At 50.2% G+C, this 20,064-nt stretch carries 13 protein-coding genes and 4 tRNA genes; 16 read left to right on the top strand and 1 reads right to left on the bottom strand.

What is annotated here, in order from left to right:
* Nucleotides 1–25 precede the first annotated feature (25 nt).
* Nucleotides 26–109 (bottom strand) — tRNA-Leu (locus tag DFR60_RS29045).
* A 158-nt stretch (nt 110–267) separates the two neighbouring features.
* Here DFR60_RS29045 and DFR60_RS29040 point away from each other — a divergent pair.
* The 16 genes from DFR60_RS29040 (at nt 268) to DFR60_RS28965 (ending at nt 20,047) form a co-directional block, all read left to right on the top strand.
* Nucleotides 268–351, top strand: a tRNA-Leu gene (locus DFR60_RS29040).
* A 271-nt stretch (nt 352–622) separates the two neighbouring features.
* Nucleotides 623–3,730 (top strand): hypothetical protein, encoded by a 3,108-nt coding sequence (locus DFR60_RS29035; protein WP_110326633.1) that lies wholly within the window; start codon nt 623–625, stop codon nt 3,728–3,730.
* 156 nt (nt 3,731–3,886) lie between these two features.
* On the top strand, nt 3,887–5,287 hold the full coding sequence (locus tag DFR60_RS29030; protein ID WP_110326631.1) for an ABC transporter substrate-binding protein: 1,401 nt from the start codon (nt 3,887–3,889) through the stop codon (nt 5,285–5,287).
* A 22-nt stretch (nt 5,288–5,309) separates the two neighbouring features.
* On the top strand, nt 5,310–6,239 hold the full coding sequence (locus DFR60_RS29025; protein WP_110326629.1) for a carbohydrate ABC transporter permease: 930 nt from the start codon (nt 5,310–5,312) through the stop codon (nt 6,237–6,239).
* Nucleotides 6,236–7,063 carry a carbohydrate ABC transporter permease gene (locus DFR60_RS29020; protein WP_002603709.1) on the top strand — a complete coding sequence of 276 codons (828 nt, stop codon included), beginning with the start codon at nt 6,236–6,238 and terminating at the stop codon, nt 7,061–7,063. The genes DFR60_RS29025 and DFR60_RS29020 overlap by 4 nt, the downstream gene beginning before the upstream one ends.
* 146 nt (nt 7,064–7,209) lie before the next feature.
* Complete coding sequence (locus DFR60_RS29015; protein WP_110326658.1) at nt 7,210–8,853, top strand: type 2 periplasmic-binding domain-containing protein; 1,644 nt, start codon at nt 7,210–7,212, stop codon at nt 8,851–8,853.
* Entirely contained in the window at nt 8,828–10,669 is a 1,842-nt protein-coding gene (locus DFR60_RS29010; RefSeq protein ID WP_167437760.1) for a cache domain-containing sensor histidine kinase, read from the top strand. The genes DFR60_RS29015 and DFR60_RS29010 overlap by 26 nt, the downstream gene beginning before the upstream one ends.
* Before the next feature lie 14 nt (nt 10,670–10,683).
* The gene (locus DFR60_RS29005; RefSeq protein ID WP_207659588.1) at nt 10,684–12,138 is read left to right on the top strand and encodes a response regulator; all 1,455 of its coding nucleotides are present in this window, start codon (nt 10,684–10,686) and stop codon (nt 12,136–12,138) included.
* 93 nt (nt 12,139–12,231) lie between these two features.
* A tRNA-Leu gene (locus DFR60_RS29000) sits at nt 12,232–12,315 on the top strand.
* A gap of 86 nt (nt 12,316–12,401) precedes the next feature.
* Nucleotides 12,402–13,895 (top strand): sensor histidine kinase, encoded by a 1,494-nt coding sequence (locus tag DFR60_RS28995; protein WP_432764134.1) that lies wholly within the window; start codon nt 12,402–12,404, stop codon nt 13,893–13,895.
* A 50-nt stretch (nt 13,896–13,945) separates the two neighbouring features.
* A complete protein-coding gene (locus tag DFR60_RS28990) occupies nt 13,946–14,824 on the top strand; it encodes a response regulator transcription factor (protein ID WP_110326654.1) in 879 nt (292 codons plus the stop codon).
* Between the two features lie 421 nt (nt 14,825–15,245).
* Nucleotides 15,246–16,259, top strand: a complete 1,014-nt coding sequence (locus tag DFR60_RS28985; protein ID WP_110326623.1) for a TRAP transporter substrate-binding protein — start codon at nt 15,246–15,248, stop codon at nt 16,257–16,259.
* A gap of 2 nt (nt 16,260–16,261) precedes the next feature.
* Nucleotides 16,262–16,765 carry a TRAP transporter small permease gene (locus tag DFR60_RS28980; RefSeq protein WP_110326621.1) on the top strand — a complete coding sequence of 168 codons (504 nt, stop codon included), beginning with the start codon at nt 16,262–16,264 and terminating at the stop codon, nt 16,763–16,765.
* A complete protein-coding gene (locus DFR60_RS28975) occupies nt 16,762–18,069 on the top strand; it encodes a TRAP transporter large permease (RefSeq protein ID WP_110326619.1) in 1,308 nt (435 codons plus the stop codon). Before DFR60_RS28980 ends, DFR60_RS28975 begins: the two co-directional genes overlap by 4 nt.
* A 117-nt stretch (nt 18,070–18,186) precedes the next feature.
* Nucleotides 18,187–18,270: transfer RNA gene (locus DFR60_RS28970), tRNA-Leu, on the top strand.
* 310 nt (nt 18,271–18,580) lie between these two features.
* Entirely contained in the window at nt 18,581–20,047 is a 1,467-nt protein-coding gene (locus tag DFR60_RS28965) for an ABC transporter substrate-binding protein (protein WP_110326617.1), read from the top strand.
* Nucleotides 20,048–20,064: the final 17 nt, after the last annotated feature.

The raw sequence follows: 20,064 nt of genomic DNA, 5'->3' as shown, positions 1-20,064 counted from the left end.
GGTTAAAAACCGATTCATCTTTTCGTGCGGGAGATGGGACTTGAACCCACACGAGAATTCACCCACAAGATCCTTAGTCTTGCCTGTCTGCCAATTCCAGCACTCCCGCGCAACGAAGACTATGATACCATTTTTAAGAAGAATTGTCAACATTTTTTGAAAAATATACACAAAAAAATATTTTCTAAAATATGTAAAAATATGATTGACAGGAAGCCCCTTTTATAATATAATAACTACTGTTGCTGCGAGAGATTGCAGAGACATGCAGAAGTGGCGGAATTGGCAGACGCGCACGGTTCAGGTCCGTGTGGTAGCAATACCGTGAGGGTTCAAGTCCCTTCTTCTGCATCAGAAGCCCCTGTAGACTAAATGTCTGCAGGGTTTTTTTATTTCACGGGAAGCTTTATCTATAAAAAGGGAGGAATTCCAGCGTGAAGCGGCTGTAAGAAACTGTGCTGGCGGCAGGATGCTGCCGAAATTGCTTCACCCCTTCTATAATAAAAAAATAACACCAATCTAAAATCCGGCTACTGTCAGCCGGGTTTTTCTTTTTTTATAATGAATGTACGGATATGAAAAGGGAGCATTCAAAGGGATAAAAGGAGGAAGGAGAATATCAATGTTAGATAAAAATAAGAACTATATTATAGAAAATTACCATTTAAAATCAGCCTTTTCCAGCTTTTTACCGGGGATCAGCGGGGAGCACGGAATTCCCCTGTGGTGCTATTACGTGAATCGGGGCCAGTGTGTCTCCTGTTTTGGAATTCAGGATAAGGACCATCCTATTATGGAATTTTATCCGGCTCACCAGGCGTATGAGAGGACGCCGCTTCTGGGCTTTCGTACCTTTTTGAGAGTGAACGGAACGTATGAGGAACCATTTTCCGGGAGAGACAGGGCGCGGCGCATGGTGATCGGCATGAACAGCCTGGCGATTGAGGAGGAGACCGGGCAGTACCGGATTTCGGCGGAGTATGAGACGCTCCCCCAGGAACCCATGGCGGCCCTGATGAGAGAGGTGAAAATTACTAATGTGACAGGCGAAGATCTGTCAGTCGAGGCGGCGGACGGCATGGCCGAGGTGATCCCCTGCGGCGTGAGCAGCACCACCATGAAGGATATGGGACAGACGGCAAAGGCGTGGATGGAGGTAAGGGATGTCCGAAACGGTGTGCCGAAATTCAGGGTGAGAGCCAGTATGGAGGACAGCGCCGAGGTGACGGAAGTAAAAGGGATGAATTTTGCCTTTGCCCGGGGCGGCGAAGGGGAGATTCTGCCTGTCATCGTGGACCGGGAGCTTCTGTTTGAGACGGACACGGCGCTTCTGCGGGCCTGGGGATTTGAGCGGGAAGGCGTCAGACTGCCCGATCATAAGGAACAGGTTACATGCAACGATACCCCGTGCAGCTTCTTTCTCGCTTCCCGCATCCTGAAGCCCGGAGAGACGCTGGTGATGCGGGAGCTGTATGGAACGGCGAAGGAACAGACCCGCATCGACCGGGTGTGGAAGCTGTCCGGAGAGGACGGATGGTTTCTGGGAAAACAGAGGGAGGCTTTCTCTCTCACGGAGCAGATCACATCCAGGATTGCGGGAAAGACGGGCCATGCGGTATTTGACGCATACTGCCGCCAGGATTATTTAGACAATCTCTTAAGGGGCGGTTACCCGGTGCGCATCGGAAGCAGTAAGACCTTTTACCTCTATTCGAGAAAACACGGCGATATGGAGCGGGATTATAATTTCTTTTCCATGCTGCCTGAGCCGTATACCCAGGGGAACGGCAATTTCCGCGATGTCTGCCAGAACCGCAGATGTGACGTCTATTTTTCACCGTTTGTCGGGGACAGCAGCATTCGGACCTTCTACAACGCGCTGCAGTTAAATGGATACAATCCGCTGGGAATCGAAAAAGTCACGTATACGATGCCGGAAGGGCAAATGCCGGTTCTGGAAGGAGTGGAGGCGGCCGCGGCAGATGCGCTTAAGGACCTTTTTACAAAAGAGTTTACACCGGGACAGCTGGATGAAATTCTGGCAGAAGGGGTGGAAGAGAGGGCGGACCGGGAGCGTATTTTCGCCGGCATCATGGCTCTGGCCCGGAGTGAGGACCGGACCAGGTACGGAGAGGGCTACTGGTGCGACCACTGGACCTATAACCTGGATCTGGTGGAGGCGTATCTGGCCGTCTATCCGGACCGCCGGGAAGCGCTTCTGTTTGAGGAGGACGGCTACAGCTACCGTCAGGCGGAAAAACGCATCCTTCCCCGCAGGAAACGGTACGTTAAAACGGAACAGGGGATCAGGCAGTACCATTTCCTTGAGGACAACGCAGACACCGAAAAGAAGGAAAACCGGTATTTGAAGGACCGGAACGGCTGTATGGTGACGGCCAGTCTGGCCTCCAAGATGATGACGCTTGTGATTACCCGCATGGCGGCACTGGACCCGTACGGCATGGGACTGGAGACGGAAGGCGGCAAGCCGGGCTGGTATGATGCGCTGAACGGCCTGCCGGGGCTTTTGGGCTCCTCCATGGCGGAAACATACGAGCTGCTGCGCTGCGTCAGGTTCCTGATCGAAACACTGGAGAAAACAGAAAAATCCGTGATACTGCTGAAGGAGACGGCCGGTCTCGCGGGCGCGGTCTGCAGGGCCGGACAGCAGTTTTATAAGGAACTGGCGGAAGGAACCTCCGCGGCCGGCTTCTGGAATGCGGTAAATGATGCGAAGGAGCATTTCTGGGATATCACTTCCAGGGAGGTATCGGGGGAGCGCGTGACATGGGAAGCGCAGGAGACCGTCCGCGTGCTGACGCAGTTTTCCGATATCCTCCGTATGGGAATCAGGAAGGCGGCCAGACTGGGAAGAACTGTGCGGCCTACCTATTTTTACTATGAGGTGACGGAATGGAAGGAGGGGCCGGATGGAATCCTTCCGCAGGCATTCCGGGTCCATAATACGCCGGATTTTCTGGAGGGATCGGTGCACTATATGAAAATTGCGGCGGATGAAGAGGAGAGGAAGGCGGTTTATGAGAGTGTCCGCGCAAGCAGGCTGTACGATGATGCGCTTTCGATGTACAAGGTAAATGCGTCGCTCTCCGAGGTGACCTTCGAACTGGGGCGGGCCTGTGCATTTACCCCGGGATGGCTGGAGAATGAGTCCGTCTGGCTGCATATGGAGTATAAATACCTTCTGGAGCTGCTGAAGGCCGGAATGTATCAGGAGTTTACAGAAGACTTCCACAAGGCCGCGGTACCGTTTCTTAATGAGGAACAGTACGGGAGAAGCCTGCTTGAAAATTCTTCCTTTATCGCCAGCAGTGCCAATCCCAATCCGCGATACCATGGAAAAGGCTTTGTGGCAAGGCTCAGCGGTTCGACGGCCGAGTTCCTGGAGATGTGGGAGATCATGATGTTTGGAAAACAGCCGTTTTCCATCAGGGATGGAAAGCTGGAGCTGTCGTTTGAACCGTGTTTCCCGGAATATCTGACCGGGGAGGAGAAGACGATTACGGCGACATTTCTGGGGAGCGTTCCCGTCACCTACGAACTGCCGGAGCAGAGATCGGTCCTTCCGGGCACTTACACGGTGGAACAAATCACCGTAGAGACGGAGCAGGGGGAGGAGTCTTTCTCCCGGACCGTGACAGGGCCGGCGGCAGAGATGGTGCGGGAGGGGCGTGTTCGCTCCATCACGGTTTCGCTGGCAGGGAAGCTCTGAAGAAAAATGAAAATGATTGAAAAATAAAAAAATGACACCTGAGAAAAATTTGAGACATTATGCACTGCAGACAAGGCAGATATAATAAAGTTATCGAAATTCAGAAGTGAAAAACAGAGTCCGAAAGGACGGCAGACGAAGAGGAGGATTTGATTTATGAAATTAAAAAGGGCAGTGGCAGCGGTAATGGCAGGACTCATGGCGTGTTCCATGACAGCGTGCGGGTCGGGGAATTCCGGCGGCGGGAATACGGGTGGAGAGACAGGCACGGAAGCCGGGAAGGAAGCTCCGGCAAAGGCGGGAAGTGAAACAGCCGGCAAAAAGCTGGTGGTGTGGACCCTGGCCGAGGACTTAAAGGAGTTCGCCGGCAAATACTGCGAGACCAATCCGGATGTACAGATCGAGACGGTTACGATTGCACCGGCCGATTATCCGACAAAGGTCCAGACGGCCATGCGCGGAAAGCAGACGACGCCCGATATCATCGTGGGAGAGCCGCAGATGCTTCAGGATATGTATGAAGCGGGTTACTTCGAGGATTTAAACCAGGCTCCCTACAATGCCCAGGATTACGCGGATAAGATCGTGGATTACGTATGGAAGGTGGGCCAGGACTCCGAGGGCATTCAGAGAGCCATTTCCTACCAGATTACCCCGTGCGGAATTTATTACAGACAGGATATCGCCGAGAAGGTTTTCGGAACAGATGATCCGGAGGAGATCGGGAAGCTGTTTCAGGATTACGACACCATTCTTCAGACTGGCCAGACTTTAAAAGACGCAGGCTATAAGATTTTTGCCTCCGACGGCGAGATGAACTTTTTCTCAGGAGACAGCACCTGGGTGAAGGACGGAAAGCTGATCGTGGACCAGCAGCGGAAGGATTACATGAACCTCTGCGTGAACTTATATCAAAATGATATGACGGCATACGTAGATTCCTGGTCCGCAACCTGGTATCAGGCGATGGGCGGGGCGGTTCCGGTTATCGCAAAGGGAACCAATGTCTGGGATGAGACGGCGGTACAGGAGGCGGCAGAGGCAAGCGGCCAGATGACGGAGATCTTTGCTTACGGCCTGCCGGCCTGGGGCGTGGGAACCATGCGCGATCACGTGGGCGAGCTGTCCGGCAAGTGGAGGGTCTGCCAGGGACCTGCCTACGGGTTTAGCGGAGGTACCTTTATCGGAATCAGCACCTTCAGTAAAAATAAGGAGCTGGCATGGGATTTTATCAAGTTCTGTACACTGACGGAAGAGACTCTCGACTGGTGGGTAGAGGCGTCACAGGGCGATGTGGTTTCCTATCTGCCGTGCCTGGAAAAGCATAAGAACGATGAAAATGAAGTATACGGCGGTGAGAAGCTGTATGAGTTCTTCTTGAAGCAGGCTGAGGGAATCGACTATTCCAGAGTCACGAAATACGATAAAAAGGTCGGAGACGCGTGGGCGGCGGCAATCAATTCCATTAAGATGGGAGAGATGTCGGAGGAGGATGCGGTCAATAACTTTTACGATGTGGTGGCTTCCACGTATCCGGAACTTGTGATTGAGCGTTGATGAAACGGCAGGAGGAGAGACTATGGCAGGAAAAGCCTTGGAGGGCGGAAGAAAGAAAAGCGTGGACCGGACAGGATACTTTTTTGTCGCCCCGTTTGTGATCGTATTTTTCATATTTAATGTCTATCCTGTAGTTCGTACTTTTTACTTAAGCTTTACCGATTACAAGGGCTTCGGTGATGCGATGTTTACGGGCGGCACCAATTATCTGCGCGTTCTTTCAGACAAATTTTTCTGGAAGGCGCTGGGCAATACCGCGAGAATCTGGAGCGTCAACATCGTGCTCCAGCTGGGCCTGGCGCTGGCGCTTACAATCGCGTTCAGCGATATTAAATATAAGATCAGGGGCCTGGCGGTCTTCCGTGCATTATATTACCTTCCGAATCTGATTGCAGCCACATCGGTTGCGTTTCTGTTCAAGACACTCTTAGACTGGCGTTACGGCACTTTAAATCAGCTTCTCGTCGGAGCGGGGATTACCGCTGATCCGATAAACTGGCTGGGTTCCACGGCCACAGCGCCCTACGTGCTCTCGGTGATCGGCGCCTGGATGTGGTTCGGCAACTCCTTTATTATGCTGATGGCAGGAGTGCAGGGAATCTCCAGGGATTACTTTGAAGCTGCGGCGATCGACGGCGCCGGAAGGATGAAGACATTTACAAAGATCACCCTTCCGCTGCTGAAGCCGATTCTGCTCTATGTAGGGATTACATCCTTAATCGGCGGGCTCCAGATGTTCGATTTACCATTCCTGATCTGCGGCGGCACGGCGGGAAATCCTGGCGGAAGCACACAGACGGTCGTTATGTATCTGTATAAGTTCGGATTTGAGACGAATCAGGTTGGCTTTGCCTCGGCGGTTGCATACGTCCTGTTCATCATCATTCTGCTGTTTTCTGTTCTGCAGTTTCAAATGATGTATGGAAAGAAAAAGGAGGGGAATAAGAGATGACAGCGAAAATAAAAAAAGGCCTTCTTTACGCGATTCTGATTTTCCTGGCCGTGATCTGTCTGATGCCGTTCCTGCTTATGATGGTTAATGCAACCCGCACGGGATCGGAGATCGTCAAATCCTTCACCCTGGTGCCCGGACACGCGCTGTCCGTGAACTGGGCGATCGTATCCAGCTACTTTAATTTATTCAAGGGGATGGCCAACAGCCTTTTGGTAGCGCTTCCGGCCACGCTCTTCACCTCGTATTTCTCGGCCATGGCGGCGTACGCCCTCGTCATGTATAAGTTTAAGGGAAATAAGCTCTTAAGCGGTGTGATCATCATATTCATGATGATACCGGGGCAGCTGAGCCTGATCGGCTTCTATGATCTGATTACGGGGCTTCGCATGATCGATACATACTGGCCGCTGATCCTTCCGGCGATCGCTTCCCCCGGAACCGTGTTTTTCCTGAGACAGTACTGCGAAGGTTCCCTCCAGCCGGCGTTAATCGAGGCGGCCAGAATCGACGGGGCGAAGGAGCTGCACATTTTTCATAAGATTATTTTACCGCTCATGTCGCCGGGAATTGCGACTATGGCGATCGGAGCATTTATCGGCAACTGGAACAGTTATCTGCTGCCTTTGATTCTGCTGAATTCTCCGGATAAGTTTACGCTGCCGGTCATGATCGCCTCCCTGAATTCCTCGAAGGATATCGCGTCGAACCAGGGCGCTATTTACCTGGCAGTGGCAATCTCTGTCATACCGATCCTGATCGTATTTGCATTCTGCTCAAAATACATCATCGGAAGCCTTTCCGCAGGAGGCGTGAAAGAGTAGCCGTCTGAACTGTTATGAATTTCCATAATCCTGCGGACAGAACCGCTGCGTCCATGGTATACTAATGGAGGCAGCGGCTTTTGGCCGTTTTACCTGGTGAGAGACTGCTGCCGGTGAGGCAGATTGGAATTGAGAGGAGCCGTTTTATGGGAAAGAGGAGTATAAACGGCAGAACAAAGGGAGCGCTGTGCCTGGTTCTGCTGATTCTGGGATGCGCGGTGAGCGGATGCCGGTCCGGACAGGTAGGGGAACCGTTTCTGCCGTCTTCGGAAGAGCCGGGGACAGAACCCGGTGTCGTGGATTTAAACTGGTACATCAACTACTCCTGGTTTGCAACGGTCTGGGGCGACAGTGAGGTTGCCAGAGCGATTACGGATGCCACGGGAGTGAGCGTTCATTATCAGACCCCGAAGGGCGATGAGAGCGAGAAAATGGATGCCATGATCGCTGCTGACACGCTTCCGGATCTGGTCACTCTGGGATGGTCGGAAAAACAGAACTATGATATGATCGAGAAAGGCCAGGTCTGGGCGTTAAATGAGCTGGCGGATCAGTATGACCCCGCTTTTTACGGGGAGCTGGATGAGAATGTGGTGAGCTGGTACAAGCAGCCTGACGGAAATCTGTATGGCTATCCCAACTCCTTTTACACGCCGGAGGACTACCGCACGGAGAAAATCTCGTCCAACCAGAATTTTATGGTGAGAAAGGATATCTACGAGGCGATCGGAAGCCCGGATATGTCAACGCCGGAAGGCTTCTGCGACGCTGTCCGGAAGGCGGCGTCACAGTTTCCGGAGGTGGATGGAGAACCGCTGATTCCCATAGGGGCGGAGGAGTTTACCAGCGAGGGCTGTAATTCCTTCGGTCCCTATCTCCAGTCCTTTCTGGCGGTTCCGTACGAAAAGTCCGGCAGGTATTACGACAGGAATACGGACCCGGATTATCTGCAATGGCTGAAGGTTTTCCGGCAGTTGGGGGAGGAAGGCTATTTAAAAGATGAGATATTTATCGACAGGCGGGCGCAGATCAATGAAAAGCTGGCGAAGGGGCAGTATTTCTGCCTGTTTTTCCAGGCCTCGGATATCATGAATCAGCAGCGGATGCTCTCGGAGCGGAATCCGGACAGCGTGTACATGGCGGTGAAAGGCCCTGCTAACTCCAGGGGAGATGATCCGGAGCTTCCGGTCAGCGGAATCTATGGATGGACGGTGACGTATATATCGAAAAACTGTAAGGACCCGGAGAAGGCACTGGAACTGCTTCAGTACTTAATCAGCGAGGAAGGGCAGAAGATGGTCTGCCTGGGCGTCGAGGGATCCATGTATGACATGGTGGATGGAAAGGCGTGCACGAAGCCGGAGGTAAAGGAGCTGCTCTATTCTGACCGGAAGGCGTATGACGAGCGGTATGGCGGCGACAATACGTACTGGATGCTGCTAAACAAAGTGGTTCAGAGTCAGTGGAAGGAGGAGCCGGATTACGCAATCCGGCAGCTGGAGGAATGGACGTATCCCTATACGGTCTATACCGCCCAGTACAGCATTCACTTCGGCAGCGACAGAGAGGGTATGGATCTTCATAAAAGGCAGCAGAAGATATGGGGAGAGACGCTGCCGAAGCTGCTGCTTTCGGAAGACGAAGCGGAATTTGACCGTATTCTGAACGACTATCTGCAGCTCCGTGACAGGAATGACTACGACGCCTATACGGCGAAATTGGATGCGCTTTACAACAAGAACAAGGAGAAGCTGGGAATTGAGGATGAAGAAGGCTTTCACAAATCTTAAACTGAATCAGAAATTCACGCTGGCGGTCATGGTGATCGTCGTTGTGCCGATGATTGCTTTTTCCATTTTTCTGTATCGGAATATATCCGGGAATATCATCTGGCAGGCGAAGACAGAGAACGCAAACCGGGTGAAGGAAAATTACAGCAATATGCAGAGTATCATTGAATTTTCCAATATGTCCGTTCAGTCCTTTTTAAACAATCAGGGGCTTAAGGACATGCTGGTTCGTCTGAAAAATGATGAGGTGATTTCGGCAAAGGATTATCTGAAGTTTGACAGAAATGACATTGCCATGCTGGAACGTCTGGTTAACAGCAATCCTTACTTATATCAGGTGCGGGTTTATGCTTACAACGACGATTTCCCGGAAATGATGCCGGTTCTTTACCATGGCAGCAGGCTTTTGGAGGTGCCGTGGGGAGAAAACTATGAGCCGGGGAAATGGCAGATTGATTATCCCGATACCGTTATGAAGGATTTTGCGGTGAATACCTCAGATCATCTGATGGCCCTCGTTCAGGAGGTGACGGATGATTATGGGAATCCCATCGGTGTAGTGGAGGCCGCAGTCTCTATGGATACGTTTTTTCCGGAGCTGTACGAGGCGAAGGCCGAAAGCTGGGCGTGCTTTGTGTCTGTGGACGGAAAGGTGCATGACAACGGCACTGGCGGACAGGGCTGGCAGCCTGACAAGGAGGTGCTGGAAGCGGTTTTAAAGGGTAAGGCCTCCGGGGAAGGTTTTCTGACCGAGTATGTAAAAGCTGGCGGAGATGACATGATCGTGGTCTGTCAGCCGGTGAAGGAACTATCCGGAACCTATATACAGATTACCAGCATGAAGACGGAGATGAACCGGCTGTCGAGACAGCGCAATCTGCTGATCGCCGTACTGCTGGTGATTTTCGTGTGCCTGGCCTTTGCGGTAAACGGCGTGGTGAAGGCACTCTTAAAAAAGTTTTATGAGATGCTTTCCGTGGTACGCAAAGTCCAGGAGGGCGATTTGGAGCAGCGTGTTTACGAACCGGGAAGAGACGAGATGGGAGAGATGAGCACGCAGTTTAATAAGATGCTGGACCGGATTTCAGTCCTGATGGCGGAGAATGTGAACCGTGAGGTGCTGATCAAGAACACGGAGATCAAAGCGCTTCAGAATCAAATTAATGCGCATTTCATCTACAATGTGCTGGAGGCGGTAAAAATGATGGCGGAAATCAAAGAAGAGTATGAGATATCGGATTCGGTGACCGCGCTTGGTGAACTGCTTCGGTACGGGATGAAATGGACCTCCAGCGATGTGACTATCCGCCAGGAGATGGAGTATATTAAAAATTATATTCAGCTCATGAACCTCCGGTATGATTTTGCGATCCTGCTCTCGATCCGGATCCCGGATTATATCTATGAGCAGCAGGTCCCCAAGATGTCGCTCCAGCCGATCGTGGAAAATGCGATTATCCATGGGATCGAGGAGACGGAAAACGATGCGACCATCTACATCAAGGCGGTTTGCCGCGATGAAGACTATGAGATTGAGATTACCGATTCCGGGCAGGGAATGGACGAAAATCAGGTGGAGCTGCTGAAAAAGAAGGTCAGCGGCGAGATCGAGGTGAGCGGAGGCTCCGGCAATGGTATCGGCTTAAAAAATGTACAGGACAGAATTCACATACGGTTCGGGGAAAGCTTCGGACTTCATTTTGCATCGAAGGAAGGGTGCTTTACCAAGGTAAGCATCCGCCTTCCCTATACACACAGGGAGGCTGATGGCGATTTAAACGCCTGTAGTGAGAATGGGTTATTTCATGAATGGTAATGGAGGGATAGCAGATGAGAACGCTGTTGATTGTGGAAGATGAGAAGATGATACGCCAGGGAATTGCTGTCATGGCGAAGCGCAGCAGTGTGGAGATATCGGAGATTCTGGAGTGCAGAAATGGACAGGAAGCGCTTGAGATCCTGAAAAAACGTGAGATAGACATCATGTTTACCGATATCCGGATGCCGAAAATGGATGGGATTGAACTGGTAAAGGAGACGGAGAATTTAAAAAAGTGTCCGAAGATCGTCGTGGTAAGCGGATACGACGACTTCAATTATGCGGTGGAGATGCTGAAGCATGGGGTGAAGGACTACATCTTAAAACCTGTAAAACGCGAGAAGATTGAAGAACTTTTAAAGAAGCTGGACGCAGAGATTAATGGGGAGAAGAAGCTGGAAGGAATCGAACTTCAGGCATTTACCAGGGAACTCATGCTCTATTTGAAGCAGCCGTCTGTCACGGAGAAGGAACTGGAATCGGTGCGGTGGAAGTTTGAACAGTATATGGGACAGGAGCCTTATTATGCGGTGGTGAGCGCCAGGCGGAGGGGAGAAGAGGAAAAAGAGCCGGAGCCGGGCTGTCTGGAGCTGGAGATGGACGGACAGGAAATCCGCTTTTTACAGGCTGAACATTCGGAAAAGTTTCTACAGAACGCGGGACTGGCAGGTGCTGTGGGCGTAAGCGGGGAACACTGCTCCTTTGAAGCGTGCGGGGACGCGTACCGTGAGGCGGCAGAGGCCAGGCTTTACGCGTATTTTCGGGGACTTTCCCGGTGCTGTCCGGCGGATATGGCAGCCGGAAAAGACGGGGGGCACGTGCCGGAAGAGTTCGTCGCTCATTTCGTGAGCCAGTTTCCGACGGAGCATATGGAGAAGGCGGTGATGTCTTTTAAGCATCTGCTCTTTCAGGCACGGCACGGTCAGATGGCCATGGCGGATGTGATAGAATCGGCGGACAGGCTTCAGAGAGAGCTGAGCGGCTCTTACAGGAAGATGGTTAGCGAAGAGAAGCAGCCGCTGTTTGACATGGAGCAGCCTCTGGCCTTCTTGAACGCGGAGGAATACGAGGAGAGCTTCTGCACCTGGGTCAGACAGATCCGCAGCTGTATGGATGAAGTATATGACAGCAATCAGAACCGGAACAAGATCAGGACCGCGGTGCGCTACGTGGAGGAGAACTTCCGGACGGATTTAAATATGGCTATGGTATCGAATTACGTGTCGATGAATTATTCGCTGTTCTCGATCGCATTTAAGGAATACACAGGCGTTAATTTTGTGAGCTACTTAAAAAATCTCAGGATTGAGGAGGCGAAGCGTCTCCTGGAAACGACCGATGAGAAGATACAGGATATCGGACGGAGAGTAGGATTTGAGAGCGACAAGCATTTTTTGAAGTCATTTAAAGCGATCTGCGGCATATCGCCGACCGATTACCGGAGAAATGCGGAACTTGGGAAATAGTGGAATTGCAGCCGGAGCAGAGAAAAAAATAAAATTAAAAATTGCAAAACATATTGACATTTTCTCCATTTATTGGTATTATGATATGGCTGTGCGGGAGTGCTGGAATTGGCAGACAGGCAAGACTAAGGATCTTGTGGGTGAATGCTCGTGTGGGTTCAAGTCCCATCTCCCGCATGATAAGAGCGAAGGCTCAGGTGAGGATTTTGTGAAAGGTGAAAGCCTTTTATGAAATCCTTTTTTCGATTTACCGGTACAGCGGTATGCAGCAGGGAAAGGACAGTTTGATGGACAGGGTGAAGGAGAAAGGATCATTTGGTGATAAGGTACGCAGGACGTGGCTCTCGCTTCCTCTGCGCAAAAAGGTGGGCGCAATTACGGTGCTCGCCGCATTTGCGGTGTCATTTTCGATCCTGATGAACCTTGTGACCGCGGGCTTCGGCATGAACGGGTTTCGGAAGATCCTGGAGGACAATTCCCGCAGCGCTTCCTTTCAGGCGGCGATGGAGACGGAGAGCCGGACGTTTAAGACCATGATCCGGGAACGTTCAGAGGATAACAGAGCCGCCTACGAAGAGGCGAGCGGTGCGGCGAGAAAGGCTCTGGAGGCTCTGCCGTATGATTATGACGAGATCGGGCGGGAACGTTTTGCAAAGACGTGGTCCGTGAAGAACAGCTACGACACGTATGAGAAGAGGAAGGCCGAGCTGCTTTCGATGTCTGAGGATGACCCTGAGTACGTTCAGAATCTGTATGAGATTTATCAGATGCAGAACTATATCAAGAGCTACGCCGGAAGTCTTCAGGAGATGAATGTGGCCGCGGGAATCCGGAGATATGAAAAGCAGATTCCGCTGTTTCTCCTGATTCCGACGTTTACGATTCTCTGGGGATCGCTTGCTCTGGCCGCCGTCCTATGGCTGAACTGGTCGGTTGGCAGGCACATTGTAGGGCCGGTGCAGGCGCTGGCGGAGGATTCCAGACGGATCGCGGAAAATGATTACAGCGGTCCTCCCGTTTCAACGGAATGTGAAGATGAGATTGCGGATCTCGTCCGGGCGTTCTGCCGGATGAAATGTTCCACACAGGGATATATCGAGACGCTGAAAGAGAAGCATGAGGTCGAGACGCAGCTGGAGGCAGTCCGGCTTCAGATGTTAAAGAACCAGATTAATCCCCATTTTCTGTTTAATACGCTAAATACCATTGCCGGAGCTGCGGAGATGGAGGAGGCGGAGACGACAGAGAAGATGATACAGGCCATGAGCAGACTGTTCCGCTACAATTTAAAATCTACGGCGTCCGTGATGCCCTTTGAGCGGGAAAAGAAGGTGGTGGAGGATTACATTTACCTTCAGAAGATGCGGTTTGGCAGCAGAATCCGGTATACCTCGGACTGCAGCCAGGATACCATGGAAGTCATGATTCCGGTATTTGCCTTACAGCCGCTGGTGGAGAATGCCATTGTCCACGGCCTTGCGGTAAAGCCGGAAGGCGGACGGCTCCATATCCGGTCCTGGATAAGGGGAAAACGAATCTTTATTTCTGTATCCGACACCGGAGCCGGGATTGCGCCGGAGCGGCTTGCAGAAATCCGGGAAGAGCTGAGAAACGGTGAGAGCCAGAAACTGGGAATCGGAGTCAGCAATATCAGCCGGCGGATTAAGACCATGTATCCCGACGGAGAACTGCTGGTCGACAGCAGAGAAGGGCGGGGAACCGTCGTGCGCATGGCGTTTACTGTGGCTGAGATGTAGGGGATTATGGTATGCGTGGGGATACAAAGATACAGAAAGGGGAAAGAACCATGTACCGGGTGTTGATTGCAGATGATGAAGAAATAGAGAGGCTGTCCTTCAGCAGGAAACTCAAAAAGTATTTTGGAGAGAGCTGTGAGGTCTTTCATGCGGAAAACGGCATGCAGGCGATCCTGGCGGTGGATAAGAACGACACGCCTATTGTGATCATGGATATTGGAATGCCGGGGATGAATGGCGTGGAGGCGGCAGAGTGGATCAGAAAGAGCCATCCGGACTGCGTTATCATCTTTTTAACAGCGTATGACGATTTTTCCTATGCGAAGCGGGCGGTTTCCCTCCATGCGCTGGAATATCTCTTAAAGCCGTGTGATGACGAGGAGCTCATCCCGGTGATGGAGGAGGCCATGCGCCAGGCTGATCTGTGCCGGAGAAAGGCAGAAAGCCCGGCGGGCGGAGCAGCCTTTGGGAGGAGCGGTTTTGCTGCTGCCGGGGAAGGCGGCAGGGACGGGGAAAATGGCAGGGACGGGGAAGGCGGCCGCAGTACCGATGCCGGAACCAGCCGGAGAGCGGAGGATGATCCCGATCAGGAACCGGAAAACGGGTACTCCAGAGTAGCTGCCGCCATTCGCGCCTATGTCAGGGAGAACTACAGCCGCGATATTTCCATGCAGGACGCGGCGCGCGCCATGAACTATTCAGAGGTATATTTCTGCCGTCTGTTTAAGCAGTGTTTCGATCAGAATTTTACCGCATATCTGACCCATTTAAGGGTGAAGGAGGCGAAAAAACTGCTGGAGGACCCACGGGCCAATATTAAGGATGTGAGCAGAAGCGTGGGCTACAGCGATTCAAAATATTTCTCAAAAATCTTTAAGCGGATCACAGGTCAGCTGCCGTCGGAATATCGGGACAGGCTTCCGTCATAGAAATAAAGCAACCTTCCTAATGCTGGAAAAGTGGGTAATATTACCCTCCTTAATGTCAATATTTTACTGTACACATTTAATCTCCATGGCTTTATAATGTTACTGTTAAGAAAATGTCAAGATCTTAACAATTTTGTAACACAAAAGCAGCCATGGAGATTTTTTATTTAACAGGAAAGTTCTCCTGTTAAATAAAAACCGCTCCGCGGAGGATCGCACTGCGGCGGCAGGGAATTATGTCGCCGCAGCGACCCGCCGCAGGCGGAGAATCCCGCGAGCGGGATTCTTTCTTGTTTGACTGTTTTTGCTGCCGGAGAGTATTCCGGCCGTTTCGAAGTATATACATACCTTGGAACGGGGATAAATAGTAGGTGAACTATGTAATGTATGAGAAGGAAAGGAATGGAGAGCATTGAAAAAAATGATTAAAAAAGCAGCCGCTGTTTTAATGGCCGCGGCCATGGCGGTATCACTCACCGGCTGTGGTTCCATCACTTCAGGAAAACGGATTATCCGTATTTCCCACGCACAGTCAGAGACCCATCCGGAGCATCTGGGGCTACTGGCCTTTAAGGAATACGTGGAGGAACGGCTGGGGGATAAGTATGAGGTACAGATATTCCCGAACGAGATTCTGGGTTCCGCCCAGAAGGCGATCGAGCTGACACAGACGGGAGCCATCGATTTTGTTGTGGCAGGAACCGCCAACTTAGAGACGTTTGCAGATGTCTACGAAATTTTCAGCATGCCGTATCTGTTTGATTCGGAAGATGTATATAAAACTGTCATGGAAGACTCCGACTACATGGAACAGGTTTACGAGTCCACCGACGAGGCCGGATTCCGCGTCGTTACCTGGTATAATGCGGGTACGAGAAACTTCTATGCCAAAACGCCGATTCGTACTCCGGAAGACTTAAAGGGAAAGAAAATCAGAGTACAGCAGAGCCCGGCCAGCGTTTCCATGGTCAACTCCTTTGGAGCCGCGGCGGCGCCCATGGGCTTCGGCGAGGTCTATACCGCGATTCAGCAGGGCGTGATTGACGGCGCAGAGAACAACGAGCTGGCCCTGACGAATAACAAACACGGTGAGGTGGCAAAATACTACAGCTACAACAAGCATCAGATGGTGCCGGACATGCTGGTCGCCAACTTAAAGTTTTTAGAGGGACTGAGCCCGGAAGAGTATCAGATCTTTAAGGATGCGGCAGCGCTTTCCACGGAAGTGGAGATGAAAGAATGGGACAAGAGCATCGAGGAGGCAAAGAAGATCGCCACAGAAGACATGGGCGTGGAATTCATCGATGTCGATGTGGATGCCTTTAAGGAAAAAGTACTTCCGCTCCATGAGAAGATGCTGAATGACAATCCGAAAATCCGCGATTTTTACGCGCACATTCAGAACGTTAATGAACAGGCGAAAGGGGAAGAGTAAGCATGGAAGCACTGCATAAAATCAGAGAAGTCCTGATGAAAATTCTGGGACTGTTCATTATTTTCCTGTTTGCCATGATGACGGTCATCGGCACATACCAGATTGTTACGAGATACTTTTTTAACCGGCCAAGTACCGTGTCGGAAGAGCTTCTGACGTATTCCTTCACCTGGATGGCTCTGCTCGCCTCCGCTTATGTGTTTGGAAAACGGGACCATATGAGAATGGGCTTCCTGGCTGATAAGATAACGGGAACTCCCAGAAAAGTACTGGAGACAGCCATCGATTTTCTGACCTTTGCGTTTGCGGCGGTCGTTATGGTTTACGGAGGAATCTCCATCACGAAGCTGACCATGATTCAGACGACGGCCTCCCTTCAGGTTCCCATGGGATACATCTATATGATCGTGCCGGTGACGGGAATTCTGATTATGTTTTTCAGCTTTACCAATGCCATGGACATGCTGCATGGCGATTTCAGTGAGAAGGGAGAGGCGAGAGTATGAATATAGCGGTTGCATGCGGACTGATTATCCTGGTCCTCTTAGTGATTATGCTGCTGGCCGGCGTACCGATCGCGGTCGCTCTGGCAGTTTCCTCTATCTGTGCGATTTTGCCGGTTCTCAATACGGGAGCGGCGGTACTTACGGGAGCGCAGCGTATCTTTTCAGGAATCTCAGTATTCAGCCTTCTCGCCATTCCGTTCTTTATCCTGGCGGGAAATATCATGAACAAAGGCGGAATTGCGATCCGTCTCATTAATTTTGCAAAACTGTTTACCGGAAGAATTCCGGGAGCGCTGGCTCACACCAATGCGGTTGCCAACATGCTGTTTGGAGCGATTTCCGGTTCCGGTACCGCGGCGGCCTCCGCCATGGGTTCCATCATCGGACCGATCGAGGAGGAAGAGGGGTACGACCGCGATTTCTCGGCGGCGGCCAATATTGCGACGGCGCCAACCGGCCTGCTCATTCCTCCCAGCAACGTTATGATTACCTTCTCCTTAGTCAGCGGAGGAACCTCCGTTGCGGCGCTTTTCATGGCGGGCTATATCCCCGGCATCCTCTGGGGCCTTGCCTGTATGGCCGTTATTTTCTATTTTGCGAAAAAACGCGGCTACCGCAGCACAAGACGGTATTCCATGAGTGAGAAAGTGAAAGTATTTTTCCAGGCGATTCCCTGTCTGCTCATGATCATCATCGTAATCGGCGGTATTATCTCCGGTATTTTTACGGCGACAGAGGGAAGTGTGGTTGCAGTTGTATACAGCCTGATCCTGTCCCTGTTCTTCTATAAGTCTATTAAGATTTCGGAGCTGCCGAAGATATTCTTAGACAGCGCAGAGATGACGGGGATCATCATCTTCTTAATCGGTGTCTCCAGCATCATGAGCTGGGTCATGGCCTTTACCGGGATTCCAACGGCCGTTTCAGAGGCCATGTTAAGCATCAGCGATAACCGTTACGTCATTCTCTTTATCATCAATATCCTTCTGCTGATTATCGGTACGTTCATGGATATGACACCGGCCTGTCTGATCTTCACGCCGATCTTCCTTCCGATCTGCCAGAAGCTGGGGATGAATACCGTACATTTCGGCATCATGATGATCTTTAACTTATGTATCGGAACCATCACGCCTCCGGTCGGTACGACCCTGTTCGTAGGTGTAAAGGTGGGTAAGACGAAGATTGAAAATGTCATTAAACCGCTTCTTCTTTACTTTGCGGCCATTTTCCTCGTCCTTCTGCTGGTCAGCTACGTGCCGATTCTGTCGCTGTGGCTGCCGGGATTACTGGGTTACGTATAACAAAATTGAATTATTTTTAAAAAATTGAAAAAAGTACTTGATTATTTTGGATAAATATAGTAATATAATTGTATGAATTGGACAACCAATTCGTACAATTATATGCTGTATAGCAATGCAGAAGTGGCGGAATTGGCAGACGCGCACGGTTCAGGTCCGTGTGGTAGCAATACTGTGAGGGTTCAAGTCCCTTCTTCTGCATTAAAAAGCTGCAAAAGTGAAAGATCACTTTTGCAGCTTTTTTTGTTATGGAAACCGTAGTCAAAAGATATATAGTTAAAATCAACAATTATAAAACTATAAACATAGAACATCCTACCAATTTTATTAATAAATAGCTAATAACTATTGACATACACTAAAATAAAATATAATATATAGACAAACAAAGGTAGTACGTTCTACATATGAGCAAAGGAGGGTAAAAAATCGAGGATATTTAGAAGATGACTGAAACTATTAACCGGTATTGAGGAGGCGGTGGACCCGCATCCGGGGAAAGGGAGAAGAAATGAAGAAGAAAACTTTAAGCATTATGTTATCAATCGCATTAGGCGTGTCCGCACTAATGACAGGATGTGGCGGATCAGGAACACAGACGGCAGAGAGGGGCGGAGAGGATAAGACTTCAGAAGGAAGAGCTGAAGGTGCTAAAGATGCTAAAGATGCTAAAGATGCAGCGGCCTCTGAGAAAGAAGTGGTTAGAGTTGTGGTTCCCGGTATCAGTGAGGAAACAACCGTAGATCCTATATCAGGGATTAAAAAGAAGGGACTGGGAGAATTTGAAGCATTTTTAGAAGAGCAGATTCCGGATTATGACATTGATTTAGTCTCGATTCCATGGGACGGGTGGATTCAGAAAATGGAGACTCTTGTAACTTCTGGTGAGGTTGATGTTGGGTTTTATACAAATCAGGAAGCAGTTCCCGGGTGGTATATTGATCTGACAGACTATTTGAATAAGGATACAGAAGTTAATTTCAACAGTCTGAATCAGTTATTTATCGATCCGGCCGTTTTTTATGCGAAGTATAATTCCTTTAACTATCCCGAAAACACAGGGCAGGTATTTGGTCTTCCAATGACTATGGCAAGCAATATTATTGTATATGACAAGCAGCTTTTTGAAAATTGGGGAGTAGAGACGCCTACTGAAAGTACAACTTTTACGGAACTGGTAGATATGGCAGAAAAGATGACCGGTAAAAATCCTGTAACTGGAGCCACCAACTACGGCGGATATTTATTCTCAACCTGGATGGAGTGGTATGCGATCAGCTATGATGCGGTAAAGACCTATAAGAGCGATACTATGATGCTGTCAGATATGGATACAAATGAATATGTGGAGTATGTAAAGAATTCTCCTGAGGTTCTTAATTATTTTACTGATATGATAAGGCTGGTTAACTGTTGTCCGGAAGGGGTGGCAACCGGAAACGGCAGCGAAAAATTCTTTACGGATGAAAATGACATTGCAATCAATTTCGATACCAATAATGTTGGAACCAATTATATGAAGTATGTGTATGCGGGCGACAGCGCGATCTGTGACAGATATATTCCTTTGCTTGTACCGACTGGCAAAAATGGAATGGAAGGTTTCCCTGAATTTTTCCGCTTCTCTATAACCAAATCAGCCAAAAACCCGGACGCTGCATGGGAAGTTATCAAGAAGCTGACCACGACACCGGAGATTGTAGACTTCTATTTAACAAATTACGCTCAGGATAAAGTTACAGCACTTGCAGACACCAGCAAAGTTACTATGATGGATTATGAAATTAACAAGAAGCGCCACGATTATCAGATTAACGCTATGTTTAAGACAGATGATTACTGGTTCTGGAGAACTCCGCTTCAGGCAGTGAATAATCAGATTTTGTCAAAGCAGCTGACGGCAGAAGCCGCCCGTGAGGAGTTCTATAAAGGAGTATCTGACTGGGTTAATAATACAAAAGCACAGTTAGGGCAATAGCACCTGTATCCACGGGA

It is taken from the genome of Hungatella effluvii (assembly GCF_003201875.1).
GTDB lineage: Bacteria > Bacillota > Clostridia > Lachnospirales > Lachnospiraceae > Hungatella > Hungatella effluvii.
This window is presented reverse-complemented; position numbering and strand designations above follow the sequence as displayed.